17 protein-coding genes and 1 pseudogene are annotated in these 21372 nt (G+C 41.8%); 7 read left to right on the plus strand and 11 right to left on the minus strand.

The window, feature by feature from the left end; all coding sequences use genetic code 11:
- Positions 1-27 precede the first annotated feature (27 nt).
- A complete protein-coding gene (locus E7X57_RS10330; protein ID WP_135612885.1) occupies positions 28-1227 on the plus strand; it encodes an NAD(P)/FAD-dependent oxidoreductase in 1200 nt (399 codons plus the stop codon).
- 29 nt (positions 1228-1256) lie between these two features.
- Here the strand turns inward: E7X57_RS10330 and E7X57_RS10335 are convergent, their stop codons facing one another.
- Positions 1257-1760: an amino acid-binding protein gene (locus E7X57_RS10335; RefSeq protein WP_135613032.1), complete on the minus strand. Its 504-nt coding sequence runs from the start codon at positions 1758-1760 to the stop codon at positions 1257-1259.
- Positions 1761-2090: 330 nt separating this feature from the next.
- Between E7X57_RS10335 and E7X57_RS10340 the strand changes: the two genes are divergently transcribed.
- Positions 2091-3368: an isopropylmalate synthase gene (locus E7X57_RS10340; RefSeq protein ID WP_135612886.1), complete on the plus strand. Its 1278-nt coding sequence runs from the start codon at positions 2091-2093 to the stop codon at positions 3366-3368.
- Between the two features lie 129 nt (positions 3369-3497).
- Here the strand turns inward: E7X57_RS10340 and E7X57_RS10345 are convergent, their stop codons facing one another.
- Positions 3498-4937 carry a dicarboxylate/amino acid:cation symporter gene (locus tag E7X57_RS10345; protein WP_135612887.1) on the minus strand — a complete coding sequence of 480 codons (1440 nt, stop codon included), beginning with the start codon at positions 4935-4937 and terminating at the stop codon, positions 3498-3500.
- Between the two features lie 402 nt (positions 4938-5339).
- Here E7X57_RS10345 and E7X57_RS10350 point away from each other — a divergent pair, with 402 nt between their 5' ends.
- The 3 genes from E7X57_RS10350 (at position 5340) to E7X57_RS10360 (ending at position 7018) form a co-directional block, all read left to right on the plus strand.
- Positions 5340-6065, plus strand: a complete 726-nt coding sequence (locus E7X57_RS10350) for a DUF4386 domain-containing protein (protein ID WP_167880981.1) — start codon at positions 5340-5342, stop codon at positions 6063-6065.
- Between the two features lie 38 nt (positions 6066-6103).
- Positions 6104-6535, plus strand: a complete 432-nt coding sequence (locus E7X57_RS10355; protein WP_135612889.1) for a DUF6326 family protein — start codon at positions 6104-6106, stop codon at positions 6533-6535.
- 90 nt (positions 6536-6625) lie between these two features.
- Positions 6626-7018 carry a DUF6326 family protein gene (locus E7X57_RS10360; RefSeq protein ID WP_210409061.1) on the plus strand — a complete coding sequence of 131 codons (393 nt, stop codon included), beginning with the start codon at positions 6626-6628 and terminating at the stop codon, positions 7016-7018.
- An 82-nt stretch (positions 7019-7100) separates the two neighbouring features.
- Here E7X57_RS10360 and E7X57_RS12685 read toward each other — a convergent pair whose 3' ends face one another.
- The 6 genes and pseudogenes from E7X57_RS12685 to E7X57_RS10390 form a co-directional block, all read right to left on the minus strand.
- Entirely contained in the window at positions 7101-7238 is a 138-nt protein-coding gene (locus E7X57_RS12685) for a hypothetical protein (RefSeq protein WP_210409064.1), read from the minus strand.
- Between the two features lie 24 nt (positions 7239-7262).
- The gene (locus E7X57_RS10365; protein WP_135612891.1) at positions 7263-7565 is read right to left on the minus strand and encodes a DUF3303 domain-containing protein; all 303 of its coding nucleotides are present in this window, start codon (positions 7563-7565) and stop codon (positions 7263-7265) included.
- Between the two features lie 842 nt (positions 7566-8407).
- Entirely contained in the window at positions 8408-10633 is a 2226-nt protein-coding gene (locus E7X57_RS10375; protein ID WP_135612892.1) for an NADP-dependent isocitrate dehydrogenase, read from the minus strand.
- A 507-nt stretch (positions 10634-11140) separates the two neighbouring features.
- Entirely contained in the window at positions 11141-11428 is a 288-nt protein-coding gene (locus tag E7X57_RS12815; RefSeq protein ID WP_244603677.1) for a hypothetical protein, read from the minus strand.
- Positions 11429-11550: 122 nt separating this feature from the next.
- Positions 11551-11885 (minus strand): annotated as a pseudogene (locus E7X57_RS10385) (isocitrate/isopropylmalate family dehydrogenase); the annotation flags it as partial.
- Between the two features lie 174 nt (positions 11886-12059).
- A complete protein-coding gene (locus tag E7X57_RS10390) occupies positions 12060-14315 on the minus strand; it encodes a PAS domain-containing sensor histidine kinase (protein ID WP_135612893.1) in 2256 nt (751 codons plus the stop codon).
- A gap of 385 nt (positions 14316-14700) precedes the next feature.
- On the opposite strand from E7X57_RS10390, the gene E7X57_RS10395 reads away from it, so the two are divergent.
- Complete coding sequence (locus E7X57_RS10395; RefSeq protein ID WP_135612894.1) at positions 14701-15549, plus strand: TatD family hydrolase; 849 nt, start codon at positions 14701-14703, stop codon at positions 15547-15549.
- A gap of 50 nt (positions 15550-15599) precedes the next feature.
- On the opposite strand, the gene E7X57_RS10400 is transcribed toward E7X57_RS10395, so the two are convergent.
- Both E7X57_RS10400 and E7X57_RS10405 read right to left on the minus strand, forming a co-directional pair.
- Positions 15600-16028, minus strand: a complete 429-nt coding sequence (locus tag E7X57_RS10400) for a desulfoferrodoxin family protein (protein WP_135612895.1) — start codon at positions 16026-16028, stop codon at positions 15600-15602.
- 96 nt (positions 16029-16124) lie between these two features.
- Complete coding sequence (locus E7X57_RS10405) at positions 16125-17414, minus strand: TolB family protein (RefSeq protein WP_135612896.1); 1290 nt, start codon at positions 17412-17414, stop codon at positions 16125-16127.
- 466 nt (positions 17415-17880) lie between these two features.
- Between E7X57_RS10405 and uvrA the strand changes: the two genes are divergently transcribed.
- Positions 17881-20706, plus strand: a complete 2826-nt coding sequence (gene uvrA, locus E7X57_RS10410) for an excinuclease ABC subunit UvrA (protein WP_135612897.1) — start codon at positions 17881-17883, stop codon at positions 20704-20706.
- Positions 20707-20783: 77 nt separating this feature from the next.
- Here uvrA and E7X57_RS10415 read toward each other — a convergent pair whose 3' ends face one another.
- Positions 20784-21368, minus strand: coding sequence for an FmdE family protein (locus tag E7X57_RS10415; RefSeq protein WP_135612898.1), 585 nt, complete (start codon positions 21366-21368; stop codon positions 20784-20786).
- Positions 21369-21372 lie beyond the last annotated feature (4 nt).

A 21372-nucleotide genomic window follows, 5' to 3' on the forward strand; every position in this document is an offset into this window, starting at 1 on the left:
ATTATTTTTACTTTTAGAGTTGTTCCCATGATCTATGATGTTGTTGTGATCGGAGCCGGACCAACAGGATCCACAGCTGCACGCTATGCTGCCAAATACGGTGCAAAGGTACTCATGATCGAGGAACACTCATCTATCGGCACGCCCGTGGAGTGCACCGGACTATTAAGTACACGTGCTGTAGCTGAATGTGATATAGCACCTGATGATGATTTCGTATTGAACAGTGTACGTGGTGCCTTTGTCTATTCGCCAAATGGGACCTGTCTTCCTATAGACGGCAGGAAGACAAAGGCATATGTTGTTTCAAGAAAGATGTTTGACCGAAACCTTGTTTCAATGGCAGTGGATTCCGGTGCAGAACTGATTCTAAAAGGGCGTGTGACAGGGCTTCTGGAGAAGGATGGAATTCAGGTCCTTTCAGTAATGCATATGGGAAGACCGATCACCATAAAGGCAAGGGTTGTCATCGGAGCAGACGGTGTAAAGAGCAATATTGCCAGATATGCAGGTCTAGGAAGAGTTGACAGGATCCTGTCAGGAGTACAGATAGAAGCACCCTATCGATCAAAAGACGATGATTTTGTAGAGCTTTTCGTTGGATCGAATGCACCTGGTTTTTTTGCATGGACCGTACCTGTCACCGAGAACATATCAAGAATAGGACTTGCCGTTGAACCAGGCAACGAACAAAATGCAATAAACTACCTCAAAGGAGTTATTTCTTCGAACCCGCACGTTTCCAGCAGAAATTCCCGGTGTATGCTTGATCTTGTGGTTGGTGGCATCCCTATAGGCCCCCTTAAGAGAACTTACAGCAATGGCATTCTCATTGCAGGAGATGCTGCAGGACAAGTAAAACCAACATCAGGAGGTGGTATATACACAGGAGCTGCCTGTGCAAAGATCGCAGGTGAAGTTGCAGCAAATGCCGCACTTGATGGAGATGTTTCCGGAGAGAGGCTCAGTTCATACGAAAAACGATGGCAGGCCGAACTTGGCCGCGAACTTGGAATCGGAATGAAGATCCATGATTTCGTCGGCGGACTAAACGATGATCAGCTAGATGAACTAATAGCATCGATGAATAATCCTGCCATACTTGAAATGATCACAAAGTATGGAGATATGGACCATCCCTCGATATTGATCAAAAAATTATTGAATCCAATGAACTCAAGGCACCTGATCGGTGTTTTCAGGACTTTTGCAAAAGCGATACTGTGACCTTTTTTGCATAGCAGTTATTTTACTTTTCAGTATATGCTAACCCCTTTAACACCTTGAAGAGCCAGGATGTCACTAACCAGTTCACCAGGGATCTTTGAGTCGGTGATGATAGTCAGTTTTGCTTCACTATTAAAATGAGGATCATCCGATACTGCCTGTCTGATGCTGAGACCATGATCGGAAATCACTTTTGAAACGTTAGAAAGGATACCTACATTTGCAGCATCATCGGGCGTGATTATAATGACACCAAGACCAAGGGACGGAGCAACATCACGAAGGAATGGTATTGATTTTACATTCTGGAAAATGTTTTTCAGGAGTTCGTCAGTGAGAATGGTATCTGTAGTAGCATCGACTACCCTGCGATCCACGCCTGCTTCCTTTGCAAGTTGTGTATGAGGGATCTCAATTGAGCCGGATGTCACTTTTCCTTCATCATTTACCTGAAATCCACGTTCAAAAAGGATCTTTATGACCTTTTGCTGTGCAGGATGCTTTTCGAACTTTTTGAGTACTGTGCTCCACATGATTACCATCTTGTTTCCCAAATTATAAAGATTTAAGCTCTGATCCAGACAAAAAAGCAGTTAATAAATGTTCCGTTAATAAAGGTACTCCAAAAACTATAGAACCTGCCTTCTAAATTATTTTAAGGGTTAAAAAGAAAGACATTTTAAGGATAAAGTATTACAGGAGTAAAATCAAAGATAAAACTCAATCAGATAATGATGTTTTTTACAGACAGGTTCCTATTCAAAAAACGGACTGTTCTCAAACCGTTTTGTCATACGAATATAAAGGACCTGTAATAGCTTTAACCACATATTTCACAGTCGATTACTCCAAGGAGGTAATTTATGAATATATACAAAACTTATGAGGATCTTCCAAAGATCAAGCTCCCACTGGGACAGGAAGTAAGCATAAGTGACAGTACCATTCGTGATGGGGCACAGATGCCTGGTATTGTCTTAAAGGCAGATCACAAGCTCAAAATATACGAGTACCTGCATCAGATAGGAATTGAAAAACTGGAAACATTCGTCTATAATGAGCGTGACAGGAACGCGGTTAAGATGATGTTTGACAGGGGTTATGAATCACCCGAGATCACCGGCTGGGCAAGAGCCGTACCTGCAGATATAGACATGGTCCTTGATATTGAAGAAATTGAAGAAACGGGGGTCTTGATGTCAGTCTCTGATGCACATGTCATAGACAAGATGGGACTCCCCAACAGGGAAGCAGCAGAAGAGAAGTACCTGAACGCACTCCAGTATGCAGTTGACCATGGTCTTCGAACTCGTGCACATATTGAGGATATGACACGAGCTGACAATACTTATTTCGTGTATCCACTTATTGAAAAGATACTTGAGATAGATCCGAATTGTACGATCCGTCTTTGTGATACGATCGGTTTTGGAGTTCCATTTATAGATGTGGATGAACCATTCGGCATACCAGAGATGGTGAAACACTTAAAAGATAATCTTAATGTACAGAACATTGAGACACATTGCCACGATGATTTTGGCCTGGCAGTTGCCAACTCTATTGCAGGATACTGGCATGGTGCAAACTGGTCCAATGTAACTTTCCTCGGTATTGGTGAAAGGGCTGGAAATGCAGAAATGGAGAAATTGTTGCTTTTCCTTAGCCGTCGTGTTGAAGGCTTTGACAAATATAACCTTGAATGTCTTACAGAGTTTGCAAAATTCATGCAGAAGGAAATTGGTATCAGGATACCAAGGAACAAATCTGTCGTAGGGAAAAATGTTTTTGCCCACGAGTCAGGCATCCACACTGCAGGCGTCATCAAGAACCCATTCACCTACGAACCATATCCACCGGAGATCGTAGGCGGAACGAGAGCTTTCCTTATAGGCGATTCATCAGGTATCGAAGTACTTCGTTTCAAAGTACAGGATACACTGAACGAACTTATTGGCGTTCAGATAACCGTCGAAAAGAACGACTCACGCCTGAGATCGATCCAGAACGATATACACACACTTTATGACAAGGAAAAGCGTGTTTCCTGCATCTCTGATGAAGAGATACAGGCATACGTCGAGAAATATTTCCTCTTCGAGCCTATAATCGAGAAGAACATGGGCAGAAAAACAGCCTGAAACTTGTCCGCTTTTTAGCGGATAAGTATACTTTTTTAAAATATCTGATTTAATATTTGCAATATTGAATTGCCATATTATAACAGAGACCTGGTAAAAAATGGTCAGGAAAGGATTTTGCTAAAAAACTCACGCATCGTTCGAGTTAACAATAACATCTTCGCCCAGTACTTTTCTTTGTGTTTCACGTTTTGAGTGTTCAAAGCGTTCCTGCATTGCTGGTTTCTTGCTGCCTACCCATTTATCCATGATCACACAGGTTACAAGATCACCGGTGACATTCACAGATGTACGGCACATATCAAGGATCCTGTCCACACCAATTATAAGTGCTATACCTGCAGTCGGTATTCCAACACTGCTCAGTATCATTGCAAGTATAACTATTCCGACACCAGGTGTAGAAGGTGTACCGATCGAAGCACCTACCACGGTGATCATAAGCAACAGAAGAGCCCCGAACCCAAGTTCCACGCCAAATACCTGTGCGAGGAAAACTGCTGCTATACTCTGGTAAAGAGCTGTTCCATTCATGTTTATAGTTGCACCAAGTGGGATGACAAATTGTGAAATCGAAGGTCTGACACCTAATTTATCCTCTGCGGTCTTGATGGACAAAGGCATGACAACAGCAGAACTGGATGTTGAGAATGCAAGTAACAGTACGTCCCTTACAGATCTCAGGAAATTAATAGGACCTTTTCTTGAAATAATAAAAACTATCATCAGGTAAAAGACAAGTAGTGATAGGAGCCCTAAAAGTACAGTACCCACATAGACCAGCATTCCCATAAGCGCAGCGATCCCAAGATTCAGCGTGAACTTGCTTATAAGACCAAAAACAGCAAGAGGAGCAAGTAACATGGTCCATCGTACAACTGTCATGCTCACTTCCTGAAGCGAACCCAACAGATCGAGCAGGGGTTTTGATTGTGTGGGTGACATCGATACCAGAGCCAGACCTATTATGACAGAGAACACAACCACCTGAAGCATCTGCCCGGTAGCAAGTGATCCAAGCGGATTGGTAGGCAGGATCGTTGTGACCATTCCCGGAACATCTGCAATGCCGGGAGTGATAATAGCATCCTCGCTGACCGAAGGCATTTCCGATCCCATTGTGCTCTGGACAAGTTCACTGCTGATATAACTGCCCGGATCTATCATTAAAGCAAGGCTCAGACCGATAATTATGGCAAGTGCTGTGGTCGCGAGGAAATATGCAACCGTACGCGACCCGATCATTTTGAGCTGCTCCATGTCCTCGCCGGCAGCGATACCCCGGATGATCGATGCAAAAACAAGAGGAACAACTATCATTTGCAATAGTGCCAAAAATATGTATCCCGGTAACGCCAGCCATTCACCAATTGCATATGAAACATTTTGACCCACCAATCCTGCTGATGGTCCAAGTATCAGGCCGACAATGATCCCCAGAAACATCCCGATCAATATCTTGAGCCAGAGGCGGCCCTTAACTAATGACTGCAGCTGGAAGCTAAGATGCTTCAACGAACGTGGATGTATCACGGAAAGAGGGTCAGGAATGCGGTATCTGTTTGACATGATCACAAGTTCAATTACGCGTTATGTGGCTTGAAGTGTTAATTAGATGTGCGAACGGTGACCTGCCTTTTCACAGGTCCCTATATAATAGTCGTTCTGTACGATTTAAAGTCTTTGAACGAAACTTATATTGGATTTGTTCGAAGGAATTCGAGGGTTCGAATCCGACCCCCACATAGTAAGTCGGGGATATAGGTAACGTGAAAAAACGAAACTCTTCTAAATTTTTGAGTGTATTCAAGTTCTAATCTTCTCTCCTCACATGCAATGTTATTGAAAAACCATTTTTGGTATGGAAATCCAATTATTATCAATTTTTAAGTTACTTTCAAGTTATATTTAGAATATCCAAAAATACTAAATAGTGACGACACCCAATTTTTAATGTGGAAGTGGTATGGAATGGCAGAAAGAAAAGAACTATCAAACCCTGACAGAAAGACAGCAATAATCGTAGGAATACTGTTCATTATTGCTACTGCATTTCTTTTTATTGGGGAGACATTTTACAAACCAATACTAAGTTCTCCCAATTATCTGGATATTGCATATCCAAACAGTACACTTGTAATAATTGGAATGCTTCTTGAATTTGTCTGTGTTCTTGCAATACCACTCATCGCCATATTCCTTTATCCTGTTCTAAGGAGGTATAGTGAAACATTGGCCATTGGATATGTTGTCTTCAGATTCTTTGAAGCGGTTTTATTTGTTGATTCTGAGATCAACAAACTCTCACTGATCGGCCTAAGTCAGCAGTACTTAAATAATGAAGTAGTCGATGCTTCATATTTCCATATCATAGGCAGTTCAATTCAACATACGAACGAGTGGAACTTTTTGATCTATGTAATGATCTTTTGTTTCGGAGCTTTAATGCTCTACTATGTACTATATACCTCCGAACTTGTACCTCGTTTTATATCTGTCTGGGGATTTGCTGCTGCTTTATTTTTGTTGGCAGGCGCAGTACTGACTCTGGTAGGAGGATCTATTGGATTTTCAGAACTGAATTTTGAACTGATCTTTGCTCCACCGATCGCTGTGAATGAAATGGTTCTAGCGATATGGTTGATAGTTAAAGGATTCAATTCATCTGCCAAACCCGAAATAAAATCCCGAAGTTGATTTATTGTAGCATTTGACAAAAAAATAGAGGTGACAAAATGAACTCAGATGAAAATACTCCCACATTCTTAGAAGATGTGAAGATAAATGTGAAGATAAAGCTTTCAGCATTATGGGCAACTTTAATGTTTTTATATCTGTATTTGGATTTTTTCAAATTGTATGAACCAGGGTCTATAGAGGAAATCCTGGCGGGAAGAGTATGGGAATTTGAAATTACTCAGGCATGGGCGTTGTCAGCTATGGTACTAATGACAATTCCAAGTCTTATGGTCTTCCTGTCCATGGCATTACCAGCTAAAGCGAATCGCTTGGCAAACATCATAGTGGGTGCATTATATGTTTTTATTGGGATAGGGACCATGATAGGAGAGGTCTGGTACTTTTATTTATTTGGTCATAGCCTAGGAGTTTTGCTTCTTTTGCTAATTGTCTGGTATGCATGGAAATGGCCTAAGCAGGAAGCATGATACGCTTCTATCTTTTTAAACCACTCAGAGTAAAAGTAGCCATAACTTTAGATCATAATGATCAAATCTAACGAATTAGGAGAAATTGAAATGGATATGAAGGAAAAGCTTTCATTATTGTGGATCTTTGTACTATTTAATTATATTTATGCAGATATCACAACATTAATGGATTCTTCGGTACTAACGGAACTAATAACAGGATATGCAGGCGGTCTTCAGATCACCCAAGGATTTTTGTTGGGGGGAGCAATATTAATGGAGATTCCAATTGCCATGGTTGTTCTGTCCAGGGTATTGAAGTATAAAGCAAATCGCTTGGCAAACATCATCGCAGGTACAATAAAAACTGCCGCTGTTTCCTTATCAATGTTTGTTGGAACTCCTGCTCTTTATTATATCTTTTTTGGAACTATAGAAATTGGGTGTACCTTACTAATTATCTGGTATGCATGGAAGTGGACTGATGCTGAAGTAAATTAAAGAAATTGAAATAACAAATCTTATTGTTGATTTTAGTTATAGCATTTTTCTTAAGGAAGGGATAAAAAATCCCTTCTCATTTTTAGTTTGAAAACCCTATTATCCAATTTTCCAATCCTTCCCTCACATAAGCATTGAGAGTAAACGGCTTCTCACTTCTGGCATTCTGCTTCATGTAGTGCAACGTACCTTTGGAGAATGCCATTTTTCCCCATAGCATCCTCTAACCTTTGTAAACTAAAGTTTATTTTTCTAGCAATGAAGTCCCTTCTGCTGCCTCCTCTATTGTCATTATAGGAGAGATCTTTCCAGTATGATGCGTTAACATCGGTGGTTTAAAGAATTCAGAAATTGCCTTCAAACTATCTGATTCGAGGATGAAATAGAAAATATGCTCGTTAGGGCAAACGTATGCTCCATTTATTTTTATGCCCAGTTTTTCTGCTGAGCTTCTCATTTCCCCAGCCCATTGCTTCATTTCTTCCTTGTATTCTTCTCTTCCAAAACACTGTTCAGGTGTATGCTCAAGGCTAATCATAAATAACATTCTTTATAACCCCCAATAACATCAAGCAGGATTAGTATTTAAAATATTGGTAATAGTGGTCTCTGCAAGAATATACTTCTAAATTTAGCTTTACAGAATACCTATTTCCGATCTCAGAAATGACAACTGATAGGTGGATGGACAAAGTTTATTGTTGATTTTTTAGGTAAATTGTCTCAACAAAAAACTTCCCACGCCTTTTTATCAAGTCAATGTTAATTATTTTAGTAGAATGTACATAGTACTAACCTGTGCAAGAGGCTTGATAACATCCCTTATAGTCTTTGATGCACAGTTTATGGCGATATCAACATAATCAATTAGCTCAAATGAATCTTCTTCCATTCGGTATAGGACATTTCAATGATTTTCTTCCTCAACAGATCAGTATCATCCCTCTCAAATACATAAACAGGATTCATGAACTTATGCTTGATCAGAAAACAGCATGACCTAAAAATAAGGTCTTTTTCGTCAAATTCGAAACTCAAATAACGGTGCAATCCGCTAAAGAAGTGTAAAAGAAAAGAATAGTGTAAAGGATCCGCAGATCCCATACACTCAAAGTCCCATTCTCGCCAGAGTCGGGATTATTTACGTATAATATTGTTTTACAGTTTTGCAATGATAGCATCGGTCATTCCGCTAAGGGATGCATCTCCACCCATATCGTAGGTAAGATACTTGCCTTCTCCAATGACATCCTCTGTTGCCTTGAAGATAGCATCTGTCTTCCCAACCCAAGCAGAAGCGGAAGCTTTAGCTCCCTAATCACATTGCTTATTTAGATACTAAAAAGCCCCGGTCGAAACCGGGGCTTTCCTTTTGTTTCCACAATAAAATTAAATAGAATCGATAATCCCATTCAAAGTCACACTAGGTCTCATGGCCTGGGATCTCAACTCCTCATCTGGAGCGTAGTATCCTTTGAGATCCATAGCTTTGCCCTGAGCTTCTAACAACTCATTGGCAATCTTCTCTTCATTTTCCATCAGAGCTTTAGCTACAGGTTCAAAAATCGCTTTTAATTCGCTATCTTTCTCCTGATCAGCCAGAGCCTGAGCCCAATACATTGCCAGATAAAAATGAGATCCTCTGTTATCAATCTCATTCACTTTTCGGGAAGGTGATTTTCCGTTTTCCAGAACCAGCTCTGTCGCTTCATCCAATGTTTCTGCTAAAACCAGAGCTTTAGGATTATCAAAACTGTTGCCCAGATGCTCCAGAGAAACAGCTAAGGCCAGGAATTCTCCCAGAGAGTCCCAACGCAGGTGACCTTCCGATTCAAATTGCTGTACGTGTTTGGGTGCCGAACCGCCGGCACCTGTCTCGAAAAGTCCACCGCCATTCATTAGGGGAACGATTGATAGCATTTTCGCACTGGTTCCCACTTCCAAAATGGGAAAGAGGTCTGTCAGATAATCTCTCAAAGCATTTCCAGTCACAGAGATTGTATCTTTGCCCTCTTTAATTCTCTCCAATGAAAACTTGGTCGCTTCAACGGGAGCTTTGATCAATAGTTCCAGGCCATCAGTATCATAATCTTTCAAGTATTCGTTCACTTTTTTAATGAGCTGTGAATCGTGAGCTCTTTTCTCATCGAGCCAGAAGACTGCAGGATTGCCTGTCGCTTTGGCTCGTTTAACGGCCAGCTTGATCCAATCCTGAACGGGTGCGTCTTTCACCTGACACATGCGGAAGATATCTCCTTCCTCTACCGGCTGTTCAATGAGTACATTATTGTTGTCATCGATAACTTGAACTTTTCCTGTACCAGTCATCTCAAAGGTCTTGTCATGTGAGCCATATTCTTCAGCTTTTTGCGCCATAAGCCCCACATTGGAAACGCTTCCCATTTTTGATGGATCAAAGGCACCGTGTTTTTGACAGAACTCAATAGTTTCCTGATACACTCCTGAATAAGAGCGGTCTGGAATTATGGCTTTCATATCTTTCAGTTTCCCGTCTGGTCCCCACATGCCGCCTGATGAGCGGATTGCTGCAGGCATGGAAGCGTCGACGATAACATCGCTGGGAACATGGAGATTGGTAATTCTCTTATCGGAGTTAACCATAGCCAATGCCGGTCTCTTGGCATACACAGCTTCTATATCTGCTTTGATATCAGCCTGTTTGTCTTCAGGCAGATTCTGGATTTTTGTATAGAGATCTCCCAGTCCGTTGTTGGGATCTACACCTAATTCTGAAAGCAGATCACCATATTTATCAAATATCTCTTTAAAGAAGACCTTAACCACATGACCGAAGATAATAGGGTCGGAAACTTTCATCATTGTCGCTTTCAAATGAACGGAGAATAAGACATCTTTAGCTTTGGCATCTTCTATCTGTTCAGCCAGAAATGCCTGAAGCGCTTTTTTGTTCATAACAGCTGCATCAATGATTTCTCCGGTCTGAAGAGGGGCTTTGTCTTTTAATAATGTTTTATTACCAGCGTCATCTGTAAAGAAAATTCTGAAATTGGTAGCCTCTTCAATTTCAACAGATTTCTCACTGCCGTAAAAATCTCCGCCGGTCATACTGGATACATGGGATTTGGAATCGGACTTCCATTCTCCCATGGAATGGGGATGTTTTTTCGCATAATTTTTTACAGCTTTAGGAGCTCTGCGGTCAGAATTCCCTTCTCTCAATACAGGGTTAACAGCACTGCCCTTGACAATATCGAATTTCGCTTTGATCGCCTTTTCTTCATCATTAGAAGGATCTTCGGGATAATCGGGCAGATCATATCCCTGAGCCTGGAGTTCTGCGACTGTCGCTTTAATCTGGGGAACTGAAGCGCTGATATTGGGTAGTTTGATAATGTTGGCTTCCGGAGTTAAGACCATCTCTCCCAATTCGGAAAGGGCATCGGAAATCTTCTGGTCCTCTGTCAGTCTTTCGGGAAACTGGGCAATGATTCTTCCCGCCAGGGAGATATCCCTCGTTTCCATAGTGATTCCGGCGTTTTTCACATAAGCCTGTACAATAGGCAGGAGCGAACTGGTTGCCAAAGCCGGAGCTTCATCGCTTTTCGTATAAATGATTGTCGATTTCTGTGCCATGTTAATCCTTTTCTCTGTAAATTAATAACATTTTATCGAAGCGAAGCGCTTTATTCTATATAAAGAGACCCCATCCCTTTTTTACCCAGGAATTCGTCATTTTGCACAATGATCTCTTCGCGGCTCATTGTCATCTCCGGCCAACCTGTTATTTTCTGGTTTTTATAGGGTGTCCATTGAGCTTTTTCATGAAGTGTCTCTTCGGTAAGTAATTTCTCTTTTTCGGGATCGAAGATAACAAGATCGGCATCTTTACCGACTATAATATCCCCTTGTTCTCTTTAGTTGATGTAAACTTGAATGAATGAGCATCACCCATCTTTTTTATGATAATGGGAGGATTAAATCTGTTCTCTGAAAGAGTGAAGGTGAAACCTCCCTTATTCTTCCCTCTTGAATCTCCAACTTTTTTTGAGATCCTGCTTATGTCAAAAGGGAGGTTGAAACCAACACAAAGGGTTTCTAGCTCAAACACTTCTGGATAAAATACCTCATCAATAAACTCATTTAGAAGGTAAAGGGAGATCTCATTTTTCTTGCATAACTTAAAAAAGCCTCTTTTTCTTTTTCAGCGAGCATTGAAGGATCATAGAATAACCCCTCATGTTGAATGAAACCTTCATGATAGATCTGGAAAGAACCTATCTTGAAATTCTGGTATTGATCTATTGTTGTTTCAGTATCAAAGACCAATACCCTATCATGCCTTAATGGATCTTCTCTTGGTTTGAAGAAGGAGTTACTTGTAGACCCTTCAACCTTCTGAGTATATCCCCTTACAGCGATCTTAGACATCTTCCCCCAGCTCCCATCCAAGAGTGATCAAACGCTGTCCTAGTTCCTTTAACAAAGCTCCAATTGAAATGATATTGTAAGCTCTCTTGTTCTGAGAAGATGTTTTGCTAGATCTTATTTTAGCCGAGTGGTGGGTTGGTGTTAGGGAAGGTCTTGACAGGACGGACGTTTGCATAAAGGTTGTATTTCTGCCTGATGGATACTGCCACACTTCTTGGGGAACCTGCTCCGCCAGGTGTTGTGGTAGGACCCTTGTAACATGCATCTGCTTCGTCAAGGATAGCACATGTCTCATCAGGAACAAGGGAAGTTCCACCGTTCTTCTCCCACCATTCTGCTCCTGCTTCACATTTCACGAACTCGACATTTGTGCCAACGGCCTCTGCCACTTTAAGCATAGCATCTACGAGTTCCGGTCCGACTCCATCTCCTTCAATTACTGCTCAGTTTTGCTCATATTATTGATTCCATTTTGTCGTTTAGAATAGTATAAAGGTTAAGTTAATTGTGTTATCATGTAACACATCGTCTGGATGCTTCTTAATCCCACATAGTATATATAAGGTATGGGAAATCAAAAACCTCCAAATCCTCGCAAAAAATGCAAGATTGGAAAGCCGGAACATAAGGGTCAAACTATTGAAGTGTCCACAGTATGTATCGATGGTAATTCTATTACAAAAGAAACACCTTTTGGCGCGTTATCCTTTACAGATATGCCACCATGGTATCTTTCGATTGTCTTTTTGACAATATAAAGTCCAAGACCCGTATTACCAGTGTCACCATACTTGAATCCTTCATCAAAAATGTACGATTTGACCTCATCGGGTATCCCGACACCATTATCCTTGAAACATATCTTACAATTGGTCTGATCATCTTCTATGATTACCTGAATGCTATCTGCTTTGCCATGTACCTGTGCATTCCTAATCAGATTCTCGATAACCGAAGGCAGGGCATTATCCGCCATGATGAGGGCATTGCCCTCTATCGAACTCTCAATATCGAAATGTCTGAATGCAGATTCAATAAGATCGTGGATGTGATAAGGCAGAAGTTCCTGATCATCCCGGAAGAATTGATATTCCATATCCTTCATGTTCTTGATCGTTTCCACACTCCTGTATGCAGAATTGTGTGCCATTTCAAGGAACTTTGCATCTTTTTTGATATTATATAGCTCGATAGCATTTATCTCTACGTTCAGGTTATTTGCAACATCATGCCTCAGGATCTTGTTCATCACCTTCAGGGTATCTGTAAGATCCTGCTGGCGTTTCTTAGATTCAAGGATCTCCTGGTACCTCCTGATGTTAGAAACAACAAGAGAGGAAGCATTTGAAATTATAATCGCTGTATTCAGATAATCACTTATATTCCCAGGATAGGACAATCCTTTGACTTCAACAGTCCCCATGACCCCGATATTACTTTTGATCTTCAGTAGGAAGCTATCCCGGTTCTCGTTTATCAGGTATTTTTTGTCGATATCCAGGAAATCCCTGTTCAGCTCATTATCCGGATCAGAACTTGTAGAAAATTCCGATTGAACAAGTCCATCTTTCAATGATATGTAACTGACCTTTTCCGGTGCAAACAGGATATAGTACATTTGGGTTATTTTCTCTGCGACTTCTTTCTCATTTTTAAGTTCAACAAGTTCTTTTATGACCTCAATGGACATGGAACAGGAAGCCACCTTCTCTGTTGCTTCTTTTATTCTCCGGGCCTTACTAACGCAGTCATGTTCAAGAACAATGTTCTCCAGCCTCATCTTTATTAGATCAGTATCCACAAGAATCGTCCTGAAGGGTTTTTCCGAGATCTTAGAAAGTGCCTCTATATTCTTTGAACTATCTTCATAGAATCCGGTCTCAAGATGAAGGATGGAGGAATATGACATGTCAATGTACTTTCTGATCCTTTCCCCGTTTAATCTTCTCTTATATTTTTCTTTAATAAGATCGACATATTCAGGCGAAACAAATTTAATAAAACTCTTACCGGTTATTTCTTCATAAGAATATCCAGACATTTCCTGCATCGTTTTGTTCGCATATTTAATCACATCGCCTTGAAGGATAATTATGCCATCATTTCCATTTTCCACAAGAGTTGAGTACTTTTTTTCACTCTCATAAAGCTTAATTTCAGCCTTCTTGCGGTTAGTTATATCTAGTGCAGTAAACGTAACCCCTTGCGAGAGATCGTCAGGGTTGATAGGCGATGAACTAAGAAGAATATCAATGACCTTGCCATCTTTTCTTTGCCATTGTGTTTCTACTGTGCCAACCCCACATTTTTCGATCTGAGCATATTTTTCTTTACCCACATATTCATATTCATCATCACTAGGATAAAGGATCCTTGCACTCTGACCAACCAGTTCAGCCCTTGAATACCCTGTTATTTCGCAGACCAGATCATTGACATGTTTTAGCACCCGGTTCTGGACAACGCCTATTCCTGTAGGTGCAGCCCTAAAAATACTCTGGAGCTCTGAATCCCTTTCTCGAAGTTCCTCCTCTGCTCGCTTTCGGTCATTTATATCTATATGTTGTAAAAGAACATGTGTAGGATAACTTCGCGAAAGAGGTGTGACCTTCATCAAGAACCAGTAGACCTCATCAGGACCTTGGTATTGATATTCACTTTTAAAAATATCATTGGTCCCATTTATGACATCAGTTATACCTTTTGTTGCAGCAGAAGCATCAGTTGAATAATTGCCATTTAATTCATCGCATACTTTCAAGTAATTAGTACCTTCACTGTATTTCCCCGGATCAAGACCATTGTCTTTAGCAAACTGTTTCCAACTTTGATTCGTATAAATGATCAGGCCATCGGGAGAGATGATTGCAACATTTTCATCCCACATATCAAACAAACAGGTTGTTTTTAAAATATCTTCAAACCCAGATGGATAAGTGTTAATTCCTGATGAATTTTGGTCGTATTTTGTCATTGGCCACCAAACAAACATAATTGGCAATAAAGGGCATAAGCATGAATTTAATCGTTATATATAAATTGATCTAGAATATAAAATTAACTATATACAAATCGTATGAAATTGTATGAATCGTATAACATTGTAGAAAGAAGATGATTTCCTGACAAATTTGATGGAACTACAAAACTAAATCAATTCGTCTGCCCTGTTTTTTCAAAACCTTCCAAACATATTGAGAACATTTTCCCGATAAAAGTACCAATGCTTAAAAGACAGTAACATTATCTGCTTTTACTACATCTATTAACACATGAACACATCACCAAAAATCCCCATCACCGATGAGCACATGCACATCGACCCCCGTGCAAAAGGGCTGAAAGCTGTCAAAGAGTTCCAGAATGCAGGGGGAACTCACATAATCCTGGTTACCAAACCAACGTGGACAATCGGAGTGGAAGTAACAAGACCAGAGGACTACAGGATCGTCTTCGATGAGACCGTCGACCTTGCCAGACAGATCAACGAGACCGGCGTGAAGGCCTTCCCGGTACTTGGTGTGCATCCGGCTGAGATCACCAAACTGACCGAACGCATGGAACTTGACAGAGCTGTTGAGCTTATGAAGAGCGGTCTTGAGATCGCTGCAAAGTACGTCGATGAAGGCCTTGCTGTAGGATTAAAGAGTGGGCGGCCTCACTATCCTGTCTCAGAGGAGATATGGGATGTATCCAATACCATCATGGAGCATGGATTTATGCTCGCAAAGGACCACGACTGTGCGATCCAGCTGCACACAGAAAGTGTTGAGGAACCGGAACTGATCGATATTACAGAAAGAGCAAAGAGAACAGGCATCCAGCTGAATAAGGTGGTCAAACATTACGCACCCCCTCTTGTGAACGTTTGCGAGAAGCTTGGTATCTTCCCGGGAGTGCTTGCAGGCAAAGGAGCCATAGAACAGGCTCTCGAAGAAGGAACACGGTTCATGATGGAGACCGATTATATCGATGATCCTGACAGACCGGGGGCTGTACTGGGACCAAAGACAATACCCCGAAGGACGTTGAAACTTGTGGAAGAGCATGGAGAAGAGCCTTTCTGGAAAATTCACAAGGAGAATGTCGAAGAGGTCTATGAGGTAGAGATCGAGCTGTGAAGCTTGAATATTAGGTATTAAGTATTAAATCCCAAACTTTTTTTTAATTTTTAAACCCCGAAACCTTCCTGCAGACACTTTTCCCTTCTACATCCGGCTGTTAACCTTAGCTCCTCGCGTATCTCGATGCAATTCTGCCACACTCCGTGGACGTTGCAGTATGCAATGGCACAGAATTCCCGGTACTTTCCAAAATTTACCAATCCGAACACAACATCCGGTTTTACTCCCGGACCGAAGGTTGCCCTTCCAATGGTGACAGTGTCCATCATCTTGGTGCGACCATACAGTTCAATGTATTTGATATGATGTTCCGGAGTGTTCGGATGTTTCACGTTTTCCCCCACAACAACACGGATGTATTCCTTCCCTGTATTGTCGTAATTCCTGAGGACCTCGATAGTGGGGATGTGCCTTTCTTTTGAACGGTCATCGACATTGTTTGTGTCTTCTGATCTTATGATTTCACTAAATTCCATGATCTCACCTGCTGGTTGTTGTGTTGTATTTTTTGGATGAAGGGATATATGAAGGTGATTGCTGGCCACTGGGAATTACAAGCCCTACTCGTAAATTCAGATTCTCTTTTTTCTTTCAAGAGAAAAGGTCATGGCTAACATGAGCACTGCAATAACTACACTAAATCCGGGTGTTTTTTCTGGAGGAGATTCTGGCACAGATGCTAATGTTGATGCAGGTCTAGATACCAGTTCTTCATCAAGAACAATTACTGATATTGCTAATATGTCGCCCTTTATTGCTGTCGAAACAATTTTGTCCCCTTTTGGTGACCACTGAAGCATCAAACCTTCACCAATTCGAATCTGGTCAGTTCCGTCACTGTTCATGATCCAGATTTCATATTCTCCAATGCTCCCGGAATTGAAAACAATTTTACTTCCATCAGGCGACCAGTCTGAATAAGACTGTGATACAAAATACTCGGAATTATTGGTAAGAGGTTTTTTATTACTACCATCAGCATCCATTACCCATATGTTGGATGTATAATTTTCATGATCAACCTTTGCATAAACTATTTTTGTACCATCAGGGGACCAGTCAATATTGTAAGCAGATCCGTCTACAAGTTGTGTTTTATCGGATCCGTCTTTGTTCATTACCCAGATTCCACCATTGCCGGATTCATTTGATACAAAAGCTATTTTTCCCCCATCTGGTCGCCATGTTGCCCCGATATTATCTTTTCCACTGGTGGTGAGCTTTAGATTATTACTACCATCGTGATCGACAATCCAGATATCGTAATCTTTAGAGACTTTAGAAATGTTGAATATTGGTTCTTTTTTGCTATTTATTTCTACGGATTCCCAAACATTCCTGTTTTCAGAAGATGCAGAAACATAAACAATCTGTGAACTGTCTGGACTCCACGAAATGCCCCATCTGCCCGTCAATCCAAGCAAATTGTTTTCAAGATGTGCTCCGTGAGTTAATTGTTTCTTATTTGAACCGTTGACATTCATGATCCAAAGCTCATGATTACCTGTGGTGTTTGAAATGAACAGGAATTGTGTTCCATCGGGAGATAAAGGATTATTAAATCCAAGTCCGAGTATAGTATCTCCAGACGCGAGCTGAGTTTTGTTACTTCCATCAGCATCCATCATCCAAAAATCTACAACCCAATCTCCTGACGTTATGGTTTCGAGATCCGATGAAGTGTAAATGATCTTGTCCCCATCAGGAGACCATTGAGGGAATCCGATGGATTCGGTGTCATTGGTAAGTTGCAATATTTCACTTGCATCAACAATGTTGATTGTGAAAAAACAAAGAAAGAAGATCAAGAGGAGTTTTGTTTTCATAGCTTCATATCCAAGAGATAATTCTTTGAATGTCATTTTATAGATTTAACTAAGAATTTGTATAGTTACACGTATAAATTAGGATAACAACTGATATTATTTTAAATGATATGATGCAAATTATGAATTTAAGAACTGTTCCCGAGATGCTAAAGCAGAATTGATATTGTCATCAATAACACAACATAACACGAATTAGAATTACATGATTTTTCCATACTGAGCTTTATTTTATAGAATTGATAGTTGCATTTATTGTAAAAAGTATGAAAAGAACTTTGATTAATATATTCTGAAAACTACATCCAGGGAAAAATGAAAAAATAAACTTAAAAACATTGCTACATGATATACTGAAAAGTGAGAACATACTCAGGCGTACAACTGTCGAATCAAATTCCGGTAATATTTCACCTCAATAGCAAACCTTTAATCCTCTCACTCAAATATCTCAAATATCTCAAACCCCAACTTATCCTAAAAACACTACCTTCCAGAAACCATGTCCCTCAAAAATATAATAGTCAAAGGTGCCAAGGAGCACAACCTGAAGAACATCGATCTCGTCCTTCCCCGTGACAAACTGATAGTCATTACAGGACTCAGCGGTTCCGGTAAATCATCCCTTGCATTCGATACCATATATGCAGAAGGGCAGAGGCGATATGTTGAATCGCTCTCAGCTTATGCAAGGCAGTTCCTGGGGCTGATGGAAAAGCCGGATGTTGAGTACATAGAAGGACTTTCTCCTGCAATCTCCATCGAACAGAAGACCACCAGCAAGAATCCCCGTTCCACAGTGGGAACGGTTACCGAGATCTATGATTACCTGAGGCTGCTCTATGCTAGAATAGGCATCAGGCATTGCCCTAAATGTGGGAAGGTCATCGAGCCACAAAGTGTTGACCAGATCGTTGACAGCATTATGAAAATAGAGGAAGGCTCAAAGGTTCACATCCTTGCACCCCTTGTGCGTGAACGAAAAGGAGAGTACAAGAAGTTACTCACAGACCTGAGGGGAGAAGGATTTGCACGAGCAAGGGTGGATGGCGAGATCGTTGAACTGGATGATGCTGAGACCATCGAACTGGGACGCTACTACAAACACAACATCGAAGTGGTGGTAGACCGACTTGTCATCAAGAAAGGAATGGAAGAAAGATTATCGGATTCCGTGGAAACCGCACTTGAGAAAAGTGGCGGGACATTGATGGTACATGTGCTTGACGGCGAAGAGATGGTATTCAGTGAAAATCTGGCATGTACGGACTGTGGAATTGGTTTTGAGGAGATGGAACCTTCTGCATTCTCATTTAACAGCCCGCAGGGTGCCTGTGAAGAATGCCACGGACTTGGCACTTCAATGGAGTTCGACCCCGAACTTATCGTCCCTGACCCCACCCTTACATTGAGGGAAGGTGCAGTTGAGACCTGGAACAAGAAGGACGGTTACTACATGCAGGCACTGGAGTCCGTGGGGAAGCGCTTCGGATTCTCACTTGACGTGCCCTTCGAGGAACTTGAACAGGAGCACAAGGACATAATCTTCAACGGTACTAACGAAATGATCGATTTCGTGCATGTCGGTAAGAACGGTGGCATGTGGAGGCACAAGGGACGCTTCCGGGGAGTCATCTCCAACATATCAAAGACATATGATAATACTGAATCAGAGAACACAAAGGACAGGCTCAGGAAGTACATCACCACCAAACCCTGTACGACCTGTAAAGGTAATAGGCTAAAACCTGCAAGCCTGGCTGTGAGCATCAATGAAAGCAACATCATTGAGGTCACGCAAATGTCTGTGGAAACTGCATTGCATTTCTTTGAAGAACTTGAGCCAACCCTCACACCTCGTGAATATTCCATTGCAAGGCTGATCCTCAAGGAAATAAAGGCAAGACTTGGCTTCCTTATGGACGTCGGGCTTGATTATCTTACATTGAGCCGATCGGCAGCAACCCTTTCAGGAGGAGAAGCACAACGGATCAGGCTTGCAACACAGATCGGTTCCAGCCTTATGGGCGTGCTGTATATTCTGGATGAACCCAGCATAGGGCTACACCAGAGAGACAATCTCAGACTTATCAATACATTGAAACATCTTCGTGATATCGGCAACACAGTAGTTGTCGTGGAGCACGATGAAGAGACGATAATGAACTCAGACCATGTGGTTGACATGGGACCGGGAGCCGGAATCCATGGTGGAGACATCGTGGCAGAAGGTACGCCTGAAGAGATCATGGAACATCCGGATTCACTTACCGGGCAGTACATGAGCGGGAAACTTGAGATAGCAGTCCCAAAGAAAAGGCGCAAGCCCACAGGCAAACTAATCCTCAGGGGTGCATCACAGAACAACCTCAAAGGTATCGATGTGGAATTCCCGCTCGGGGTCATGGCATGCGTCACAGGTGTATCAGGTTCAGGAAAGAGCACACTCATCAACGAGACCCTCAACAAGGTGCTTGCCCAGAAATTGCATCGTGCAAGAGACAGACCGGGCAAATACAAGGATATAAAGGGTCTTGACCTGATCGACAAGGTCATCACCATAGACCAGTCACCTATCGGAAGGACACCGCGATCCAATCCGGCCACATATACCAACCTGTTCACACCCATAAGAGAACTCTTTGCACAGACAAAGATGTCAAAGTCCCGCGGATACAAGCCTGGAAGGTTCAGCTTCAATGTGCGCGGAGGCAGGTGTGAGACCTGTTCAGGTGACGGTATCATAACAATTGAAATGCACTTCCTACCTGACGTTTATGTGCCCTGTGAGGTCTGTCACGGGAAGCGATACAACCGTGAGACCCTTGAGGTCACCTACAAGGACAAGACCATCGCTGATGTGCTTGCCATGACCGTGGAGGAAGCACTGGAATTCTTTGAGAACATACCAAAGATAAATAAAAAGCTCCAGACCCTCTACGACGTTGGTCTTGGTTACATCAAACTTGGCCAGTCGTCGACAACCCTCTCAGGAGGAGAGGCACAGCGTGTGAAACTCGCAACGGAGCTTAGCAGGCGTTCTACCGGAAAGACGGTTCATATCCTCGATGAGCCAACAACAGGATTGCACTTTGACGATGTGAACAAGTTACTTGACGTGCTCCAGCGACTTGTGGATGCAGGCAATACGGTCATTGTCATAGAACACAACCTTGACGTTATCAAGACAGCAGACTGGGTGATAGATCTGGGTCCTGAAGGTGGAGAACGTGGTGGCAATATTATTGCAAAAGGCACACCCGAGAAAATAGCAAAGAGCAAAGTATCCTATACAGGAGAATTCCTGAAAAGAGTACTCAAAAAATAAGTTGAAAGACTAAAAGTGATTCAAAAAGTAAAGAGTTTGGAAACTTAAAGGGTTAAAAAAGATATCTGACCGGAACGTCAGATATCATGACCTTCAAAGCAGGAAAGACAGACCATATTCCCATCTTTTACGCGAAGGCGTGTTTCCATTGTTTCCTCGCCGCATTCTGCACATGCTATGGAACGATATACCATTGCCTTTTCAGGCGGTTCGACCTCAACTCTTGTTGCAGTGAACAACTCATCAGCCGGAATGTCAAGAATTGCAAGACCTCTTTCAGCATGCCTTTTCTTGAACTCTTCCTGTTCCTCATCTGTAGCAGTGCCATTTCTTACTTTGGGGAAAAGTTCATTGTAACGTGGATCTTCCCGGCGCTGGCGCGGATTGATCGAAATACGAAGTGCTTCGCGCTCTCCCCTTTTGAAGAAAGTATAAACGTGCTTGCCAAGGTCTTTGAATACAAGGTTTCCTTTTCCAAAGGTGCAGCCGTTGATCACCTGAATGGCATCCACGCTGCATGACTTGTTCTCAACGACAACCACAAGTTCCTCGTCCTCAGAGCGATCCTTGAACTGCTCGGCTGCATAGGTTGCAACCCTGTAACCAATAACAAGTCCGGGGCACAGGTGCCCATGGAACTTAACTGCATCTTCCAGTTCCATGATC

The sequence above is a fragment of the Methanococcoides sp. AM1 genome (assembly GCF_900774055.1).
GTDB lineage: Archaea > Halobacteriota > Methanosarcinia > Methanosarcinales > Methanosarcinaceae > Methanococcoides.